The sequence below is a fragment of the Pseudomonas sp. genome (assembly GCF_049590575.1).
In the GTDB taxonomy this organism is placed as follows: domain Bacteria; phylum Pseudomonadota; class Gammaproteobacteria; order Pseudomonadales; family Pseudomonadaceae; genus Aquipseudomonas.
Window position 1 is genome coordinate 1 of the sequence record NZ_JBAWDE010000053.1, and the last position, 17,415, is coordinate 17,415.

Sequence of the window (17,415 nt, forward strand, 5' to 3'; positions counted from 1 at the left end):
GGGAGGGGGCTTGCCCCCGATGAGGCAGTGTCAGTGATACATCTTTGACTGACACACTGCAATCGGGGGCAAGCCCCCTCCCACACAGATAGCACTTTGCCCGGGACTCTCGGAGCTTTCCCACGACTGTTTCAGGTTGTCGGTCGGAAGTACGCTGATTAATCTCTGGGCCGTCGCTACCCACTGAGCGACCGGACTTGACCGTCCGATTAATTGAAGGACCGCTACGGCCAAAACCTATTCGGCGTTTTCTTTACGCTTGAGGTATCGTGTCGCGGCGGCTGTACGCGGGATACCTTCGGGTATGCCGGATTTCCTTTGATTGCCGGTCGGTCAACCCGCGTACAGCTGCCACCCTCTTCGCTTGACCGCGAATGTTGGCGGCTCCACTTAATCTTAGGATCTTCACCATGATTAAAGACAGCCCCAACCCCCCAGGCTATCAAGACTTCGACACTAGCACGCTGCACGAAGTGGCCTACCGCGCGATCAACCACTACCTCAACCCCGGTAAACCCATACCTGAACCCAGCGACGGGCTTTTCACGGTGCGCGCCGACCTAGGCACCGAAACCTTGCTGGTTAACGCATCGCAGGACCTAGCGTCCATCTGCGATATCGCCAACCACATGGCCTTTGAAATTGATGGCGCCCAGCGCAACGTCGTACTGGGTATCTGCCGTATGCTCGAAGGTGTACAACTGCTGGTGGACAAGGCGTTAGACGAATCCCATCCAGCCGCTTGAGATTGTTCGTTGAGCATTCCCACGCTCCGCGTGGGAATGACGCCCCGGGCGCTCTGCGTCCCACTCTTAACCCTGTACTCAAGCCCAGCGCAAGGTGAGGCGGAGCGTCACAGGAGGCATCCCCAAGCAGAGCCTGGGAACGATCTCAAATCCAAAAAAAAATTCAGATCTCATTAGCCCCATCAGTACCGTCGCCTCCGACGTATAGAAAACGCCTCTGCCCTCACCCGATGCAGATTCATAAGCCCGCACATTCTGGCAAGCAGATTAACGAGAGCCGATGCATCAGTGATGACGCTTTGATATCATCCAATATCTATCACGTGCTTTCCTGGGTTCGAAAGCAATAGACATGAATAACGAAACCAAAACTAATTTTCAAGGACTGGAAAAAACCAATGACCATCAAGACTCCAGCACTCAAAGAGTTATACGGAAAAGCAGCGGGCCGCTGTGCGATTTGCCCGGGTTATGAAAGTGTATTTTTAGACTCTGTTTGCGACATCTCACTGACAGATCAGAACATTGCAGAGATGGCTCACGTCATTGCAAAAAGAGGAAAGGGACCGAGAGGCGAAGAAGTTTACAAAGGCGACATCAATAGTTACGACAACCTTATATTACTCTGTCGAAACCATCATAGGGCTGTTGACGCGAACCCTGAAAAGTTTACTACTTCTTGGTTAAAAAACAAAAAACTGGAGCTTGAATTATGGGTGAATCAGCGACTGGAAAGCAATCCTAACAGACGCAAAGATGTTAGTGCGTTATGTGCATTTATGAAACATGTGCCGTTCACTAAAATACGTGGACAGTATGAAGATTTGCCTGACTGCTTTGATGTAACCTTTTTTGACGCCGGCGAAATACTTAAGGCATTCCCAATAGACCTGCCCGATGCGCGGCCTTTTTTCGATAATCAACTTGAGGAACAATTTTCAAAATTCGAACATTCCTACTTCGCACTGACATCGATATTGACTGCTGGTCTTGAGACTACTGAAGGTCGCTACATCAGCTTCTATGGCGGAGCCACCCCAAGAGGCACTTCATATATTGTGCCTTTCAACAAGGGAGAAATGTATGCTTTGAAAGAATCTTTCGAAGTGCGAAAAGAAATATCCAAACTAAAAGCCGAATTCACATCGAACTACCAAGATCTAGTCAAGTACTTGCGATTCAATTTTACAGAGGTCGACCTACAGTCCTTTACTCCATATCAATGGTAGCGAGTTTTGCCGCCAACAAAAAACATAAACACTTTATGTGTTAAGCGACGTTCATCGTATGTGACGTCGCTTTATCATCACCCAGATCGTCAATCACTCAACACTGAAATACCTGTATAACACAAACAAGATCACAATGCATATTACCACTACGCCCTCAAAAAAATAGGAGCAAACCTTATAACATTCCTAGAATATTTCACACTACCTAAAAGATTTAATCAGTATGCTTCCATATTAATTTTGAACTTCAGTCCCACTCAAAACACCGACCACCCAATCCGCTCACTCAACAACTCCAGCGCCTTCATCCCCGCTAGCGAGTTCCCCGCCGCATTCAGCTCCAGCGACCAAACACACACCGTAAACTGCCCCGGCACCACCGCAACAATCCCGCCCCCTACCCCGCTCTTGCCCGGCAACCCCACGCAATAGGCAAAATTGCCCGCCTCGTCATACAGCCCGCTGGTGGCCATGATCGAGTTAACCTGCTTGGTCTGCCGCGCGCTCAACACCTGTTCACCGCTGTGGGCACTTACGCCCTCGTTGGCGAGGAAGCTGAAGGCGCGGGCCAGGTCCAGGCAGCTCATTTGCAGCGCGCAGTAGTTGAAGTAGCTATGCAGCACTGCGCCCACATCGTCGTGGAAGTTGCCGAAGGATTTCATCAGGTAGGCCATGGCCGCATTGCTCGCACCGTGTTGAGCCTCCGAATCGGGGAACACGCTGTTGACCAAGATCTGCGGGTTGCCCGACAAGCGCCGGACAAAGTCGCGCATCGAAAAAATCGGCACGGAAAAGCGTGATTGGTTTATGTCGCAGATCACCAGCGCGCCGGCATTGATGAAGGGATTGCGCGGGCGGCCGCGTTCGAATTCCAGTTGCACCATGGAATTGAACGGCTGCCCCGAAGGCTCATGGCCCAAGCGCTCCCAGATGGTTTCGCCGCCGTGGTCGATGGCCTGCACCAGGCTGAACACCTTGGAAATGCTCTGCGCCGAGAACAGGGTCTCGGCGTCGCCTGCGCAGTAGGCCGAACCGTCGTTGCCGTATACGGCGATGCACAGTTGGTTGGCGGGCACATCGGCCAGCGCGGGAATGTAGTCGGCGACTTTGCCTTGGTCGATCAGTGGGCGAACCACATCTGGTAGTCCTCAATGGCACCAGCATATTTCTCATCACGGTTTCTGGTGAAATTTTATTCGCGCCGAAATACCGATGACGATGAAGCGTTCTATAGACATAAGCCAAATAGAAATGATAGCTTTAAGCCATCATTTGCTGCTCGTGCAATCCGTTAAAAAACACACATATCAGCAGATCTTAAAATCAAAACAAAAACTTAGAGCCACACTTTCGAATCAAATTTAAATCATTAAAAAACAAAACTAAACAACGCACAAAATCTTAAACTAAAGTTGCAAATCAAGGATCGAAATGAGCAGTTGGGAAGACGTAGAAAAAAGCGTAAGACAATATGCCAGTTATATTTGGAACAGACCTGCCGGCGCAGATAGAATTGGCGGAGTAAATTTTGATTGCGTCGTAAAAATATCTGAAATTGAAACAATCGTAATAGAGATAACCAAAAATAGAACTTTAGACAAAATCAGAGAAGACGTAGGGAAAATACAAGCAATTCGAATGGCAATGATGATGAAAAACATCATGATCAGACCGTATATAATTTGTGACTTTTTGCCTACACAAGGAATGAAAGATGCGGGAAAAGAAAACCATATCGAGGTAATTTCCTTTGAAGATTTTAGGAGAATGTTTTTTGACTTCCCAACATATCAATCGTTGAGATCAAGCAAACAATTTGGCAGCGCGGTAGATCCCGTCACGGGAGAAAATGACAGCACAGCTTACACCCCTGTAGGTTACAAATTACAGAACGGAAGTGAAATTAACGCTCAAGAGATAGCACAAAAAATAATCAACAATGAAAAACTAGTGTTATTAGGTGATTATGGTGCAGGGAAAAGCAGATGCTTTAGAGAAGTATTTCACATACTCGCTAAAAAATCTGCTGAGACCCTCTTATATCCAATTGCGATTGATCTAAAAGAGACTTGGGGTCTAGAAACAGCTGTAGAAATAATACGCCGACACTTTATGCATCTAGGAATTAATGAGAACGATACAAACAGTGTAATCAAAGCATACAACGGTAAGCGCTTGTGCTTTTTACTCGACGGTTTCGATGAAATAGGATCTAGACCGTGGAGCGAAAATAAAAAGACACTTGAAATGCTTAGGAAGCACGCATTGCAAGGCGTAAAGGACCTACTATCCAAAACCGGTGCTGGCTGCTTGATTTCTGGTAGAGATCACTACTTCAACAGCGACCAAGAAATGTATTCTGCCCTAGGTTTAAATAAAGAAAGCACAACAGTAGCTAAATGCAAAGACGAATTCAACATCGAAGAATTTTCACATTATTTAGACATTAATAAGATAAGCGTCTCACTGCCAGATTGGCTCCCGAAGAAACCATTAGTTTTGAAAACAATTGCTTCGTTAACTCCGGAGCAGGTAAAAGCGCTCTTCGAATCGTCAAATGGCGATGAAATAGGATTCTGGTTCAAATTTATAGATGCTATGTGCCAAAGAGATTCCACGATACACGCAATACTTGACCCGGAAACTGTAAAGAGCGTTCTTATAAGACTATCAAGCCTTACGAGAGAAAAATCACAAAATTACGGACCATTAACTGAAGCAGAAGTGGTCAATGTTTTTCATGAGGTAACGGGTTCCTATCCAAACGAACAATCGACTGTGATGCTACAAAGATTACCTGGTTTAGGCCGGGTAAGCTCGGAGACTAGTGACCGAAACTTTGTCGATACTTTCATTCTAGACGGGCTGAGAGCTTTGGATCTCTCAGAAAAAGTTCAATCTGGAGATCAAAAAATCGCTGATCTTAAATGGCTTAACCCACTTCAAAGCCTTGGTAGTTCCGTTCTCGGTTACAACATAAACAAAAACCAGTCGGCAAGCGCCTTTATAAACTACGCAAAAAACTCACTACACAGAGATAAATCCAACAAAATTTCCATATCTGACAGCATCTCGGGCTTGAGCAAAGCAAAACTCGACGAGCTAGACTTCAACGGTATAAAGTTTAACGAACCTCACTTCGGAGACCTGAGTTTTGAAGAAGGAAACATTAGCAACATTGAATTTTCTGACGGCATCTTCGAATCTATAACTTTGGGAAAAATAGATCCATCAGGCGTGGTCATTCAAAATTGCCATATTGAAAGTTTGGCAGGCGTTTCCTCTAGCACTGGGCTCCCTTCCTGGATTAGGGAGTGCTCAATAAAACACTTTGAGTCAGTCGACACATTGACAGCAATCAAAAATTCGGGACTAACAAAGGCTCAGACTATTCTCGTATCCATCCTAATAAAAGTTTACCGGCAATCCGGAAATGGGCGACTCGAACACACGTTAACCAAAGGACTAACTCACGTCGACAAGAAAAGTCTTGGCCAAGTCATTCGCTATCTATTAGGAAATGGTTATTTAGAAACCAGTAAAGACCGTGGTGAAATCATATATAAACCGGTGAGAAAATTTCAGGGGCGGGTGGAAAAAATATTAGTAGAGTTGGATAGATCCACTGACGAAATATGGAAATTTGCAAGCGCCTTAGCTGACGGCAGTTGATCTAACAAACTTTCGCCCCCCACAAACGTTAAGTTAACGCAGTTATAGGTCGTCCCGCTCGAATTGGCGGGGCGATTTAAACTTGATTAGTCAAAACACCGACCACCCAATCCGCTCACTCAACAACTCCAACGCCTTCATCCCCGCCAGCGAGTTACCCGCTGCGTTCAACTCCGGTGACCACACGCACACCGTAAACTGCCCCGGCACCACCGCGACGATCCCACCGCCTACCCCGCTCTTGCCCGGCAAGCCGACGCGATAGGCAAAGTTGCCCGCCTCGTCATACAGCCCGCTGGTGGCCATGATCGAGTTGACTTGCTTGGTCTGGCGCGCGGTCAAAATCTGCTCACCGCTGTGGGCACTCACGCCCTCGTTAGCCAGAAAGCTGAACGCGCGAGCCAGGTCCAGGCAGCTCATCTGCAACGCGCAGTAGTTGAAGTAGCTGTGCAGCACTGCGTCCACGTCGTTGTGGAAGTTGCCGAAGGATTTCATCAGGTAGGCCATGGCCGCGTTGCGGGCGCCGTGTTGCGCCTCGGAGTCGGCGACCACGCTGTTGACCAGGATCTGCGGGTTGCCCGACAGGCGTCGCACGAAGTCGCGCATCGACAGGATCGGCACGGCGAAGCGTGATTGGTTGATGTCGCAGATCACCAGCGCGCCGGCGTTGATGAACGGGTTGCGCGGGCGGCCGCGTTCGAATTCCAGTTGCACCATGGAGTTGAACGGCTGCCCCGAAGGCTCGTGGCCCAGGCGCTCCCAGATGGTTTCGCCGCCGTGGTCGATGGCCTGCACCAGGCTGAACACCTTGGAGATGCTCTGTACCGAGAACAACGTGTCGGCGTCGCCGGCGCAGTAGGCCGCGCCGTCGTTGCCGTATACCGCGATGCCCAGTTGGTTGGCGGGCACGTCGGCCAGTGCGGGGATGTAGTCGGCGACTTTGCCGAGGCCGATCAGTGGGCGGACTTCGTCGAGGATCGACTCGAGAAGCGCCTGCATGTCTTGTCCGGTCATCTTTGTTTGAATCAGTGGAAAGCGGGCCGCGGAGGATACTTCAATGCGCCCGAAAGCCCCACACAATCTCCACCACGCGCTCGGCAATCACCAGGTAAGCCAGGATCAGCAGCAGCTGCAATGCCAGGTGATAACGCAGCTTGGCGAGCCGGCGAATGCCGTCGCTGACGTTCAATACCATCAATGCCGCCGACAGGATAATCAGGCCCCAACCGGCCACGCTGGACGCGAACACGCCGATAAATAAATCATGCTGACCGACCAGCGTATTAGTACCCGCCGCGAATAACAGCGCGCACACCAGCAGGTTCTTCACGTTGTCGAAGATCTGCGTGCTCAGGTCGTTTTCCAGCAACGCCATGTAGCGCTTCCATAAGCTGTGCATGGGTAAGTACCGGGAAGGGATCGCTCGTCAATCAAAGTAGTCCATATGCCCGTACACTGCACCGTTGCGCTTACTCCACGAGGACTTTTGCATGAAATTGATGATCGGCCTGGCCGCTTTACTGCTGGTATCGGCGTGTTCCACCACTCCGCCGGCGCAGGATTCCACCGCCTCCGTCTGCCTGGCCGGCGGCGGTACGATGAAGCAGGTCGGCAAGCTGCAGAGCTGGAAGTGTGTGACGCCCTACAAGGATGCGGGCAAGGCGTGCACCGATTCGAGCCAGTGTGAAGGCGAGTGTCAGACCAGCGTCACTACCCAGTCCGGCAACGGCCCGGTGACGGGCGCGTGCCAGGTGGATAACGGCCACTTCGGCTGCTCGGCGACGGTGGAAAAAGGCCAGCTGGGCCGGGCGATTTGCGTGGACTAAGGGTCACCACGGAACAAATGTGGGAGCGGGCTTGCTCGCGAATGCGGTGTGTCAGTCAAAAATATAGGCACCGATCCACCGTATTCGCGAGCAAGCCCGTTGCTACTTTTTTTACTGCGTGCACGTCAAAAATGCGCCACATCCGACACCCGCTCATCCAGCACATCCCGCGCCAGCGCCCAGGCCTGGTCCTTGGATTCCACCACCAGCAGCGGGTAGCCCCAGGCTTTGCCGAACATCAGCGCAAACGGCTTGAGGGCCAGGCGTTGCGCGGCACTGGGTTCCACCTGAATCATGCCTTTGACGAACGCACGCAACGCCTGCTTGTTCTTTTTCATCCAGATCGACGCCTGCTTGCGTTCCTCGTGGGAGTGCGCGTGGTTGTTTTCATCTACAGACTTTTCGTGCAGCAACACAAAGGCTTGCTCCCTCGCCAGTAATGCTTCGAAGACCCGGTAGGCGTCCTCCGTCCCACCCTCGTTGGGGGCGTCGAAGACGATTTTGACCACCGGGAAAGTTGTGCTGTCGAGTCGCATGGCAAAGCTCCTTGATGAGAGTGACTCTCACTATAGTGAGCGCGGCGCTGGACGGCATTGCACAGAATAGCCAGACTGTTTCGCAATTCAGCCAACCTGTGATCGCACCATGAAACACCACCGCCTGGATGTGCATGACCCGCTGATGGCCAAGGATGCTGACGTGTTCCCGCGCGCCGTGGTGGCTGTGGGCGCCACCAGCACCTCGGACACCTGGGAGCATGCCCAGCATGCGCATCGCAAAGGCCAGTTGATGTATACCCTGCGCGGGGTTATCCACTGTGAGATCGAAGCGGGTATCTGGATCGTGCCACCGCAATGTGCGCTGTGGATTCCCGGCGGCACCTCGCACGCGGCGCGCGGCGCTGGCGAAGCCGAGGTCTACTGCCTGCTGATCGACCCCGATGCCGCGAGCGCCCTGCCCCCGCAATGCTGCACCCTGGCGGTGTCGGGCCTGCTGCACGAGCTGATCGGCAAGGCCGTGAGTTTCCCCCAGCTGTATGACGAAGGCGGCGCCCAGGGACGCCTGATCAACACCTTGCTGGATGAACTGGCCGCCGCCCCCATCGAAGCGCTGCACCTGCCCATGCCCCAGGACCCACGCCTGCGGCGCCTGGCCGACAGCCTGCTGGCCCAGCCAGCCGACAAGGCCAGCCTCAGCCAATGGGCAATGCGCATCGGCATGAGCGAACGCAGCATGACACGGCTGTTGCTGGAGGAACTGGGCTTGAGTTTTGGCCGCTGGCGCCGCCAGCTGCATGTGATTCTGTCGTTGCAGCGCCTGGCCAAGGGCCAAAGCGTGCAGACCGTGGCGCTGGACCTGGGCTATGAAAACGCCAGCGGTTTTATCACCATGTTCCGCAAGGCGGTGGGCCAGCCGCCGGCGCGTTACCTGGCGGAACGCGCCGGCCATTTAAGCGCGACCAGCCAGACCATCGCGCTGAAAGATGCCCACTGACTACCAGTTTTCTCCCAGCCCCAGCAGGCCCAGGATCTGACGGCGCAGGTCGACCAGATAGGGGTCATCGCGGTGGCGCGGGTATGGCCGGTCAATGGTCAGTTGCGCCTGGATTTCAGCCGGGCGGTCGCTGAACACAATCACCCGGTTGGCCAGCAGCAACGCCTCTTCCACATCGTGAGTCACCAGCAGCGCCGTGTAACCCTGGCGCTGCCACAGGTCGATCAGCTCCTTTTGCATGGTGATACGGGTCAGCGAGTCGAGTTTGCCCAGGGGCTCGTCGAGGATCAGCAGCCGGGGCTGGTTGACCAGCGCGCGAGCCAGCGCGACCCGTTGCGCCATGCCGCCCGACAATTGCCGGGGATAGGCGCGGGCAAACTGGCTGAGGCCGACTTTTTCCAGCGCCTCATCGACCTTGGCTGAATGGGTCTTGAGCAGGCCTTGGGCTTCCAGGCCGATAGCGACGTTGTCCCACACGCGGCGCCAGGGGTACAGGGTCGGGTCCTGGAACACCACCACACGGCTCGGGTCCGGGCCGAGGATGGGCTCGCCGTCGGCCAACAGCCTGCCGGAATCCGCCGGTTCCAGCCCGGCCACCAAGCGCAACAAGGTGGATTTGCCGCAACCGGAAGGCCCGAGCAGCGCCACGAACTCGCCCGGCGCCACGTCCAGCGAAACCTGCTCCAGCACCGGCAGGTGCTGGCCGTCCAGGGCAAAGCCATGGCTCAGGTTTTCGATGCGCAACGCCAAGCCCTCAGGCGCCGATGCCGCGTGTGCCAGGGCTACCATTTCATCGCTCCTTTTTGCCAGGCCAGCAAGCGATCACGCACCAGGAACAGCCCGCTGATCAACCCCGAACACGCCAGCGCCATGATCAGCAGGGCCGCGTACATATTCGCGTAGGCGGCCCAACCCTGGGCCCATTGCAAGTACCAGCCGATACCGGATTTGACCCCCATCATTTCCGCCACCACCAGGGTCGAAAACGACGCGCCCAGGCCCATGAACAGGCCGACGAACACGTGGGGCAACGCGGCAGGAATCGCCACTTTGAAAATCAGGAAACCTTGCCTCGCGCCCAAGGTGCGGGCCACGTCGTAGTAGGCTTTGTCGACGCTGGCCACACCGGACCAGGTCAGCACCGTAACCGGAAACCAGGTGGCCAGGGCAATCAGGAACACGCTGGCGCTCCAACTGCTGGGAAACAGGAAAAAACACAGCGGCAACAACGCCGTCGACGGCACCGGGCCGAGAATGCGCAGTACCGGGTGCAGCCAATAGCCGATGCGCGTGGACCAACCGATGGCCACGCCTGCGACGAACCCGGTAGCCGCGCCCAAGGCTACGCCCGAGCCGAGCAGCAAGGCCGAATGCAGCAAGCTGTCGGCAAGGCGCGCGTAGTCTTCGATGTACACCGCGAGCAACGCCTGGGGCGGTGCAAAAAACGGCACCGGCAACAGCGCCAGTTTGGCGGTGAGCAACTCCCAGATGCCCAGCAGCACTGGCAAGGCGATCAACCAGGGCGCCGCATTGCGCAGGCGCAGCCCGAGTCTTGCGAGCTTGCTGCCCGCCAGGCTCAGCACGATGAACAACGCCGCCACGCCCACGCAAAGATTGGCCAGGCCTTGGGTCAGTGGCCAGTTGCGTGTCGCGTTGGGCCAGAAGCTGATCAACAGCGCGACGGCGACCCAGGCCGCCACCACGGCTGCAGGCTGCCAACCGACCCTGAGGGCCACCGGCGCGTTGAGGGTGGTCGCGTCAGTTGAAGACATCGGCGGTAATCTCCTTGGCGAACGCCACCGGATCGGTGCCTTTGCTGATCACTTCCACGGTTTTCAAATCGGTGACGTAGGTGGTGATTTCCTGCGTCAGCGCCGCGCCGACGGCATGGTGGCCGTGGGTGTGGTCGTGGAGGATCGCCTGCACTTCTTCGGTGGAGGTGTTCAGCGCATAAGCCTGGAAGCCTTTGGCAACAGCCTCCGGGTGCTGCACGGAATAGTCGTGAGCTTCGAGAATCGCCTGGGTCAGCGCCGCCGCCACGCGCTTGTCTTCGCGCACCAGTTTGCCGGTGACACCCACCACGCAGCAGCTGAGGTTGGCGTATTCCTCCACCAGATTGGTGGACAGCTCCCGCGCCACGCCGGACTTGATCAGGCGGTACATGAACGGGTCACTGCCGCTGACCGCCTGCACTTCGCCACGCTCCAGCGCGGTGCCGAGCAGGTCGGCCGGGTACAGGCGCCATTCCACGTCGCGCACCGGATCGACGCCATGTTTTTTCAGCAGGATCGAGAAGAAATTGCGGTCCGGGCTGGCCATGTCGGTCACGCCGATGGCCTTGCCCTTGAGGTCTTCGAGCTGGGTCACGCCGCCATTCACCGCACTGAGCAACCGCAGGCAACCGCCATGGGTGCCGGCGGTGAGCTTCACGTCGAAACCCTGCTCCAGCGCCTTGAGCCAGCGTAGCGCCATGCCCACGCCCGCATCGGCCTTGCCGGTGGCAATGGCCTCCAGCAGCACTTCGGTGGAGTTGCCGAAGTTGACCAGTTCCACGTCCAGGTTGTGCTTAGTGAAAAAGCCCTGGCCGTGGGCGATCACCACCGGTGCCAGGCACACGGCGTTAAGGTTGACCGCCAGTTTCAACTTGCGCGGCGCATCCAGGCGGATGAAATCACCGGTGCCGGCAGGTTCCTGCGGCAGGTTATGGCCGGCGTGTTCGTCGGCGGCCAGAAGCAGGCGCGGCAACGACAGGCCCGCCAGGGTCAGACCGGCCATGCCGAGCAGGCGGCGACGGGTCAGGTGATCGAAAGTGGCCATGCACAATATCCCTTTTGAATGATGTCTTGTTTTAACGCTGTGGTGGGACGTGGCCTTGAAAGATTACCGCGTCAAAAATTCGATTTTGATTATATTAATGACTGACTTTTATGAAAGAACCATATAATTCTATGGTTATGCCCGATGGACAGGAAGCGAGCAAAAGCGCCCTAAGCTAAGACCGAAAGAGTATTTATCGAACGGTTTTTAGAACCTTAAGCTTGGCCATATTTCGTTGAAGATCGAGCTCGCCATGTCCATTCGCCGTCCCCTCGCCGCCGTCCTGGGCTTGCTGGCCTTTTCGGTTGCCGTCAGTGCCGAAGCCCAGCAAACCGTTCGTATCGGCTACCAGAAATCCTCGACCCTGATCACCCTGCTGAAAACCCAGGGCACCCTGGAACAAGCCCTCAAGGCCGACAACATCGATGTGAGCTGGCACGAGTTCCCCAGCGGCCTGCCGCTGCTGGAAGCGCTTAACGTCGGCAACGTCGACATCAGCGCCGACGTGGCCGACACCGTGCCGATCTTCGCCCAGGCGGCCCAGGCCAAACTCACCTACTTCGCCCAGGAAGCGCCCTCGCCTTCAGCCCAGGCGATCGTGGTGCGCAAAGACTCGCCGATCCAGCAACTGGCGGATTTGAAAGGCAAGAAAATCGCGGTGACCAAGGCGGCCGGCACCCACTATTTGCTGATCGCGGCGTTGGCCAAAGCCGGCCTGGCCTTCTCCGATATCGAACCGGCCTACCTGTCCCCGGCGGATGGGCGCGCGGCGTTCGAGAACAACAAGGTGGATGCCTGGGTCACCTGGGAACCCTTCCTCACCAGCGTGCAACGCCAACTGCCGACCCGCACCCTGGCCGACGGCGCCGGGCTGGCGAGTTACAAGCGCTATTACCTGACCGGCACACCGTACGCCAAGGCCCATCCTGAAGTGCTGAAGGTGGTGTATGAGCAGTTGGAGAAGGCTGGCAAGTGGGTGAAAACCAATCCGCAGGACGCGGCCAAAGTGCTCGGCCCGCTGTGGGGCAACCTGGATGTGGCCACCGTGGAAGCAGCGAACGCACACCGCAGCTATCAGGTGCAGCCGGTGACGATCGATCAGTTGGGTGAGCAGCAGAAGATTGCCGACGCGTTCTTCAAGGCGGGATTGTTGCCCAAGGCCGTGGATGCCAAGGATGTGCAGACCTGGAAGCCCTGACGAAATAACCGGCACAACGCGGTCAACTGTGGGAGCAGGCTTGCCTGCTCCCACAGTTTTTGGACCTCACAGGTCATTAAAGAAGTGTTCGGTTCAGGGCCTTTTTCCATTCTGCATACCGCCCCGCCATCGCCGGATCAGCCTGCGGCTCAAACCGCTCGCGCTGGCGCTCCAGCTGCCCCAGCGCTTCATCACTCGCCCATATCCCCAATGCGCGCCCGGCCAGGTGCGCCGCGCCCAACGCCGAGACTTCCGGCGACAGGCTGCGCACCACCGGGCGTTGCAGCAGGTCGGCGAGAAACTGCATCAGCCAGCGGTTACGCGTGGCGCCGCCGTCCACCCACAGTTCCTTGAGCCGGCTGCCGATGTCTTGCTGCATGGCCTCGAACACATCGCGAATCTGATAGCCGATGGACTCCAGCGACGCGCGCAGGATGTGCGCGCCGGAGGTGGCTTCGGTCAGGCCGCAGATCAGGCCGCGCGCGTCGGCTTTCCAGTGCGGTGCGCCGAGCCCGGACAGCGCCGGCACGAAGTACACGCCGCCATTGTCGGGCAGTTGCGCGGCCTGTTCGGTCAGGGCGTCGAGGGATTCCCCGGCCACCAGTCGCGAGGCCCACTGCACCGCGGCGCCGGTGTGGACGATATTGCCTTCCATGCCGAACGTCGGTGCGCTGCCGTCATGCCAGGCCAGGGTGGTCGAGAGGCCATGGGTGGAGGCAATCGCGCCGCTCATGGGGGTCATCAGGGACGACCCGGTGCCGAGGGTGGCTTTGACCAGCCCAGGTGCAAACCCACCCTGCCCGTACAGCGCCGCATGGGAGTCGCCGATCATCGACATCACCGGGATGCCCGCAGGCAGCCCGCCGACCGCGACGGTTGCGGCAAAGAACCCGGCGCTTGGCTGGATCGGTGCGAGTGCCGCCAAGGGAATCGCAAACAGATCCAACAGCTCAGGGTCCCAGGCACAGGTGTGCAGGTTGAACAGTTGGGTACGCGCGGCGTTGGAATAGTCGGTGGCAAATACCTGGCCGCCGCTGAGTTTCCACAGCAGCCAGCTGTCGACCGTGCCCAGGCAGATTTCACCGACGGCGGCACGGGCATGGCCGTGGTCGAGGTTATCGAGAATCCAGCGCAATTTACCGGCGGAAAACATCGGGTCAAGCGCGAGACCGGTCTTCTCCAGAATCACGGCCTCGTGGCCCTGCTCATGCAGTTGCGTACACAACGCCGTGGAGCGTCGGCACTGCCAGCTGATGCACGGCGACAACGGCTCGCCGGTGCGCCGGTCCCAGGCCACCACCGATTCACGCTGGTTGCTGATGGCCAACGCGGTGATCGGACGATCCACCTGGGCCAGGCATTCCTCGATGGCCGCCAGGGTGCTGTGCCAGATCAGCAACGGGTCCTGCTCGGAAAACCCAGCCTGGGGGTGGCTGATGCTCAGCGGCCGCGAACCCCGGGCGATCACCTGCCCGAGTTCGTTGACCAGCACCGCCTTGGCGTTGCTGGTGCCTTCGTCTATCGCCAGGATCAGCGGCGTATTGTCTGTCATCGTATTCACCGCAACCGAGTGGCAGCCGCCACAATCCCAGCCGCGTCGATGTTATGCAAGGCGCGCGTCGGTTCGCGCGCACCGGCAGCGGCGTATTCGCCATCGCCGATGCCCAGGCGGGTCAAGGCAATGCCCAGTCCGGCTTCGGCCAGCACTTCGGCAACCAGGCTGCCGACGCCGCCATTGATATTGTGTTCTTCCACCGTGATCACCGCGCGCGTACCCCTGAGCGCACTCAGCAACACGTCCCGCTGCAACGGACGGATTGAGGACAGGTTGATCACCTGCGCCTGAATGCCCTGCTCCGCCAGCAACGCGGCGGCGTCCACTGCTTCGTGCACCACCGAGCCCAGCGCGACGATGCTCACGTCCGCGCCCTGGCGCAGGATGTCGACTTGGCCGGGGGCGAATTGGTAGTCGCCACTGTGCACGTCGGGCAAGGCTTTACCGTCAAGGCGGATATACACCGGGCCTTTGTAGCGCAGCGCGTAATCGACGATCTGCCGGCACTCAAGCGCATCGGCCGGGGCGAAAATCTGCACATTGCCAAACCCGCGCATTACCGAAATATCGTCAATGCTGTGATGGGTACTCGCCAACGGCCCATAGCTGGCGCCGGCGTTCAGGCCGAACATTTTCACGTTGGCCTGGTTGTAGCAGACGTCGACCTTGATCTGCTCATTGGCGCGCGAAATCAGGAACGGCGCGGCGTTGCAGGTCGCCGCGATCTTGCCGCCGAGGGCCAGGCCCGCCGCGACGCTGACCAGCGACTGCTCGGCAATCCCCACATTGATCAGGCGCTCGGGAAAGCGCTGGGCAAACGGGCCGATCTTGGCTGTGGAAGTGGAGTCGCTGACCACCGGCACCAGGTCCAGCCCGGCATCGACGGCGGCAATAAAGGCTTCAACCATGACGCTCGCCAGATGTTCACTCGCCATGACTCAACTCCTCCAGAGCTGCATTGATTTCATCACCCTTGGGCACGCGGTGGTGCCACTCGGGGCGGGCTTCGATAAACGACACGCCCTTGCCTTTGATGGTGTGGGCGATCAGCACCTGGGGCGCGCCGGTCTTGGTCTGCATGCTTTCCAGGGACTCGATCAACTGGCTCACATCATTGCCGTCGCACTCGCTGACGCTGAAGCCAAAGGCGGCCCATTTCACGTCCAGCGGGTCGAGCGGCATGATCTCGGCGGTCAACCCGGCCAGCTGCAGCTTATTTTTGTCGACGATTACAAACAGGTTATCCAGGCCGTATTTGGCCGCCGCCATCGCCGCTTCCCAGTTCGAACCTTCGGCCAGCTCACCGTCGCCGGTCAGCACGTAGATGCGTTTTTTGCTGCCGGACATCTTCGCCGCCAGCGCCAGCCCTACCGCCACCGGCAAGCCGTGGCCGAGGGCGCCGGTGTTGAGTTCGATGCCGGGGGTTTTCTGGCGCACCGGGTGGCCGGGTAAATGCGAGTTGAAGTGCTGGTAGGTCGGCAGCCAGTCGGTGGGGATGTAGCCCGCCTGCGCCAGGCAGCAATACAAACCGCCGACGCCATGGCCCTTGCTCTGGATATAGATATCGCGCTCCGGGTCTTCGGTGCGTTCCGGGCCGGTATTGAGGATGCGGAAATACAGGGTCGCGAGGATGTCGGTTTCCGACAGGTCAGCCCCGGTGTGGCCGCCGGCCGGTGAGTCGGCATTCAGGCGGATCACGTGGCGCCGGATCAGGCGGGCCTGTTCTTTGATCTGTTGAGCGTCGTACTGGAAGGCATTCATGCAGCAACTCCTGTGGGCTGACCACGCGAGGTAAAAGTGTCGAAAGCCGTCTTTGAATATTTATTCAGCAGTGACAATATATTTCTATTTAGACGCCGAACGCCCGGCAGGTCAAGTGAGCGATCCGCTGAAAAATGAAATAAAACCAGGAAATGCCCCTCGGACAGACGGCCAAAATCCCACGCGCGCGAGTCTATCCCGTGGCTTTGCGACCGATGCGAACATCGATTCAGAGGCCTGCATGAAAAATTAAGCGCTTGACTTTGGCACGGTGCCACTGGAATCTGAATTAACAGTCAGGCACGCATAAATATTCATGAGGCCTGAAAGCACTCCAAAAAAAATAAATCAGGAGAACACTGTGGACGCCAAAGCTATTGTCCAGCACCCGGCCGAACTCAAGCCGCCACCCCGCCCACGTATCGTGAAACTGCTGCCCAGCAATATCGGCGGCCCGCTGATCGGGCTGGTGCTGCTGGTGCTGGTCTTCTCCTTCAGTTCCGAATTCTTCTTCTCGTTGCGCAATGGCCTGAACATCCTTGATCAGGTCACCGTGCTGGGCATCCTGGCGATTGGCATGACGGCGGTGATCGTGATCGGCGGCATCGACCTGTCGGTCGGCTCGGTGCTGGCCTTTTCGATGATGATGCTCGGCTGGCTCTACCAGGACCAGGCAGTGCCATTGGGCTTCGCCATTCCCATCTCGATTGCCAGCGGCATGCTCGCCGGGCTGGTCTCGGGCGGGTTGATCACCTACGCCAAGCTGCCGCCGTTTATTGCCACGTTGACCATGATGTCGGTGGCGCGCGGCCTGGCGAATATCCTCACCGAAGGCCGGCAGATCGTCGGTTACCCAGACTGGTTCACCAGCCTGGCCACGGTGCGGCATTTCGGCTTTCTCTCCGCCACCGTCGGGCTGTTCCTGGTGATGCTGGTGGTGGCCTGGGTGTTCCTGCGCTTTCGCGCCGGTGGCCGCAACCTCTACGCCATGGGCGGCAGCCCAGAAGTGGCGCGCCTGTCGGGCATCAAGGTGCGTGCGATCACCCTGTGGGTCTACGCCATCAGCGGCGCCCTCGCCGGGATCGCCGCGGTGACCCTGGCCGCGCGCCTCGAC

General features: G+C 57.2%; 17 protein-coding genes. 7 read left to right on the forward strand and 10 right to left on the reverse strand.

Features of this window, described 5'->3' with window-relative positions; all coding sequences use genetic code 11:
• The first annotated feature begins 410 nt into the window (after positions 1 to 410).
• Together WBR57_RS03805 and WBR57_RS03810 are read left to right on the forward strand one after the other, a co-directional pair.
• Complete coding sequence (locus tag WBR57_RS03805) at positions 411 to 746, forward strand: DUF6124 family protein (RefSeq protein ID WP_424082259.1); 336 nt, start codon at positions 411 to 413, stop codon at positions 744 to 746.
• 398 nt (positions 747 to 1,144) lie between these two features.
• The gene (locus WBR57_RS03810) at positions 1,145 to 1,975 is read left to right on the forward strand and encodes an HNH endonuclease signature motif containing protein (protein ID WP_424082261.1); all 831 of its coding nucleotides are present in this window, start codon (positions 1,145 to 1,147) and stop codon (positions 1,973 to 1,975) included.
• A 260-nt stretch (positions 1,976 to 2,235) separates the two neighbouring features.
• On the opposite strand, the gene glsB (WBR57_RS03815) is transcribed toward WBR57_RS03810, so the two are convergent.
• The gene (gene glsB, locus WBR57_RS03815; protein ID WP_424082263.1) at positions 2,236 to 3,114 is read right to left on the reverse strand and encodes a glutaminase B; all 879 of its coding nucleotides are present in this window, start codon (positions 3,112 to 3,114) and stop codon (positions 2,236 to 2,238) included.
• 295 nt (positions 3,115 to 3,409) lie between these two features.
• On the opposite strand from glsB (WBR57_RS03815), the gene WBR57_RS03820 reads away from it, so the two are divergent.
• Complete coding sequence (locus WBR57_RS03820; protein WP_424082265.1) at positions 3,410 to 5,650, forward strand: hypothetical protein; 2,241 nt, start codon at positions 3,410 to 3,412, stop codon at positions 5,648 to 5,650.
• Between the two features lie 90 nt (positions 5,651 to 5,740).
• Here WBR57_RS03820 and glsB (WBR57_RS03825) read toward each other — a convergent pair whose 3' ends face one another.
• Both glsB (WBR57_RS03825) and WBR57_RS03830 read right to left on the reverse strand, forming a co-directional pair.
• Positions 5,741 to 6,649 carry a glutaminase B gene (gene glsB / locus WBR57_RS03825; RefSeq protein WP_078743128.1) on the reverse strand — a complete coding sequence of 303 codons (909 nt, stop codon included), beginning with the start codon at positions 6,647 to 6,649 and terminating at the stop codon, positions 5,741 to 5,743.
• A 55-nt stretch (positions 6,650 to 6,704) separates the two neighbouring features.
• Positions 6,705 to 7,049 (reverse strand): hypothetical protein, encoded by a 345-nt coding sequence (locus WBR57_RS03830; RefSeq protein ID WP_424082267.1) that lies wholly within the window; start codon positions 7,047 to 7,049, stop codon positions 6,705 to 6,707.
• 91 nt (positions 7,050 to 7,140) lie between these two features.
• Between WBR57_RS03830 and WBR57_RS03835 the strand changes: the two genes are divergently transcribed.
• Positions 7,141 to 7,476, forward strand: coding sequence for a hypothetical protein (locus WBR57_RS03835; RefSeq protein WP_424082269.1), 336 nt, complete (start codon positions 7,141 to 7,143; stop codon positions 7,474 to 7,476).
• A 125-nt stretch (positions 7,477 to 7,601) separates the two neighbouring features.
• Here the strand turns inward: WBR57_RS03835 and WBR57_RS03840 are convergent, their stop codons facing one another.
• On the reverse strand, positions 7,602 to 8,012 hold the full coding sequence (locus tag WBR57_RS03840) for a hypothetical protein (RefSeq protein WP_424082271.1): 411 nt from the start codon (positions 8,010 to 8,012) through the stop codon (positions 7,602 to 7,604).
• A gap of 109 nt (positions 8,013 to 8,121) precedes the next feature.
• Between WBR57_RS03840 and WBR57_RS03845 the strand changes: the two genes are divergently transcribed.
• Positions 8,122 to 8,970 carry an AraC family transcriptional regulator gene (locus WBR57_RS03845; RefSeq protein ID WP_424082273.1) on the forward strand — a complete coding sequence of 283 codons (849 nt, stop codon included), beginning with the start codon at positions 8,122 to 8,124 and terminating at the stop codon, positions 8,968 to 8,970.
• Here the strand turns inward: WBR57_RS03845 and WBR57_RS03850 are convergent, their stop codons facing one another.
• From WBR57_RS03850 to WBR57_RS03860, 3 genes are read right to left on the reverse strand one after another with little or no spacing between them, the layout of a single operon-like run.
• Positions 8,971 to 9,759, reverse strand: coding sequence for an ABC transporter ATP-binding protein (locus WBR57_RS03850; protein ID WP_424082275.1), 789 nt, complete (start codon positions 9,757 to 9,759; stop codon positions 8,971 to 8,973).
• On the reverse strand, positions 9,753 to 10,742 hold the full coding sequence (locus tag WBR57_RS03855; protein WP_424082277.1) for an ABC transporter permease: 990 nt from the start codon (positions 10,740 to 10,742) through the stop codon (positions 9,753 to 9,755). Before WBR57_RS03855 ends, WBR57_RS03850 begins: the two co-directional genes overlap by 7 nt.
• Complete coding sequence (locus WBR57_RS03860; RefSeq protein ID WP_424082279.1) at positions 10,729 to 11,787, reverse strand: ABC transporter substrate-binding protein; 1,059 nt, start codon at positions 11,785 to 11,787, stop codon at positions 10,729 to 10,731. The genes WBR57_RS03855 and WBR57_RS03860 overlap by 14 nt, the downstream gene beginning before the upstream one ends.
• Before the next feature lie 253 nt (positions 11,788 to 12,040).
• Here WBR57_RS03860 and WBR57_RS03865 point away from each other — a divergent pair, with 253 nt between their 5' ends.
• Complete coding sequence (locus WBR57_RS03865; protein ID WP_424082281.1) at positions 12,041 to 12,985, forward strand: aliphatic sulfonate ABC transporter substrate-binding protein; 945 nt, start codon at positions 12,041 to 12,043, stop codon at positions 12,983 to 12,985.
• Positions 12,986 to 13,061: 76 nt separating this feature from the next.
• On the opposite strand, the gene WBR57_RS03870 is transcribed toward WBR57_RS03865, so the two are convergent.
• The 3 genes from WBR57_RS03870 to WBR57_RS03880 are packed head-to-tail and all read right to left on the reverse strand — an operon-like array spanning position 13,062 to position 16,301.
• Positions 13,062 to 14,537 carry an FGGY family carbohydrate kinase gene (locus WBR57_RS03870; protein WP_424082283.1) on the reverse strand — a complete coding sequence of 492 codons (1,476 nt, stop codon included), beginning with the start codon at positions 14,535 to 14,537 and terminating at the stop codon, positions 13,062 to 13,064.
• Positions 14,538 to 14,542: 5 nt separating this feature from the next.
• On the reverse strand, positions 14,543 to 15,475 hold the full coding sequence (locus WBR57_RS03875) for a transketolase family protein (RefSeq protein WP_424082285.1): 933 nt from the start codon (positions 15,473 to 15,475) through the stop codon (positions 14,543 to 14,545).
• On the reverse strand, positions 15,465 to 16,301 hold the full coding sequence (locus WBR57_RS03880; protein ID WP_424082287.1) for a transketolase: 837 nt from the start codon (positions 16,299 to 16,301) through the stop codon (positions 15,465 to 15,467). The genes WBR57_RS03875 and WBR57_RS03880 overlap by 11 nt, the downstream gene beginning before the upstream one ends.
• 361 nt (positions 16,302 to 16,662) lie before the next feature.
• Here WBR57_RS03880 and WBR57_RS03885 point away from each other — a divergent pair.
• Positions 16,663 to 17,415: ABC transporter permease (locus WBR57_RS03885; RefSeq protein ID WP_424082289.1), on the forward strand; the 753-nt coding region annotated here is incomplete at its 3' end.

What these genes read in the sequence shown, in the direction of transcription:
- WBR57_RS03805 (WP_424082259.1), top strand. Translation starts at nt 411, where the DNA reads ATGATTAAAGACAGCCCCAACCCCCCAGGCTATCAAGACTTCGACACT.
- WBR57_RS03810 (WP_424082261.1), top strand. Translation starts at nt 1,145, where the DNA reads ATGACCATCAAGACTCCAGCACTCAAAGAGTTATACGGAAAAGCAGCG.
- WBR57_RS03820 (WP_424082265.1), top strand. Translation starts at nt 3,410, where the DNA reads ATGAGCAGTTGGGAAGACGTAGAAAAAAGCGTAAGACAATATGCCAGT.
- glsB (WP_078743128.1), bottom strand. Translation starts at nt 6,649, where the DNA reads ATGCAGGCGCTTCTCGAGTCGATCCTCGACGAAGTCCGCCCACTGATC.
- WBR57_RS03830 (WP_424082267.1), bottom strand. Translation starts at nt 7,049, where the DNA reads ATGCACAGCTTATGGAAGCGCTACATGGCGTTGCTGGAAAACGACCTG.
- WBR57_RS03835 (WP_424082269.1), top strand. Translation starts at nt 7,141, where the DNA reads ATGAAATTGATGATCGGCCTGGCCGCTTTACTGCTGGTATCGGCGTGT.
- WBR57_RS03840 (WP_424082271.1), bottom strand. Translation starts at nt 8,012, where the DNA reads ATGCGACTCGACAGCACAACTTTCCCGGTGGTCAAAATCGTCTTCGAC.
- WBR57_RS03845 (WP_424082273.1), top strand. Translation starts at nt 8,122, where the DNA reads ATGAAACACCACCGCCTGGATGTGCATGACCCGCTGATGGCCAAGGAT.
- WBR57_RS03850 (WP_424082275.1), bottom strand. Translation starts at nt 9,759, where the DNA reads ATGGTAGCCCTGGCACACGCGGCATCGGCGCCTGAGGGCTTGGCGTTG.
- WBR57_RS03855 (WP_424082277.1), bottom strand. Translation starts at nt 10,742, where the DNA reads ATGTCTTCAACTGACGCGACCACCCTCAACGCGCCGGTGGCCCTCAGG.
- WBR57_RS03860 (WP_424082279.1), bottom strand. Translation starts at nt 11,787, where the DNA reads ATGGCCACTTTCGATCACCTGACCCGTCGCCGCCTGCTCGGCATGGCC.
- WBR57_RS03865 (WP_424082281.1), top strand. Translation starts at nt 12,041, where the DNA reads ATGTCCATTCGCCGTCCCCTCGCCGCCGTCCTGGGCTTGCTGGCCTTT.
- WBR57_RS03870 (WP_424082283.1), bottom strand. Translation starts at nt 14,537, where the DNA reads ATGACAGACAATACGCCGCTGATCCTGGCGATAGACGAAGGCACCAGC.
- WBR57_RS03875 (WP_424082285.1), bottom strand. Translation starts at nt 15,475, where the DNA reads ATGGCGAGTGAACATCTGGCGAGCGTCATGGTTGAAGCCTTTATTGCC.
- WBR57_RS03880 (WP_424082287.1), bottom strand. Translation starts at nt 16,301, where the DNA reads ATGAATGCCTTCCAGTACGACGCTCAACAGATCAAAGAACAGGCCCGC.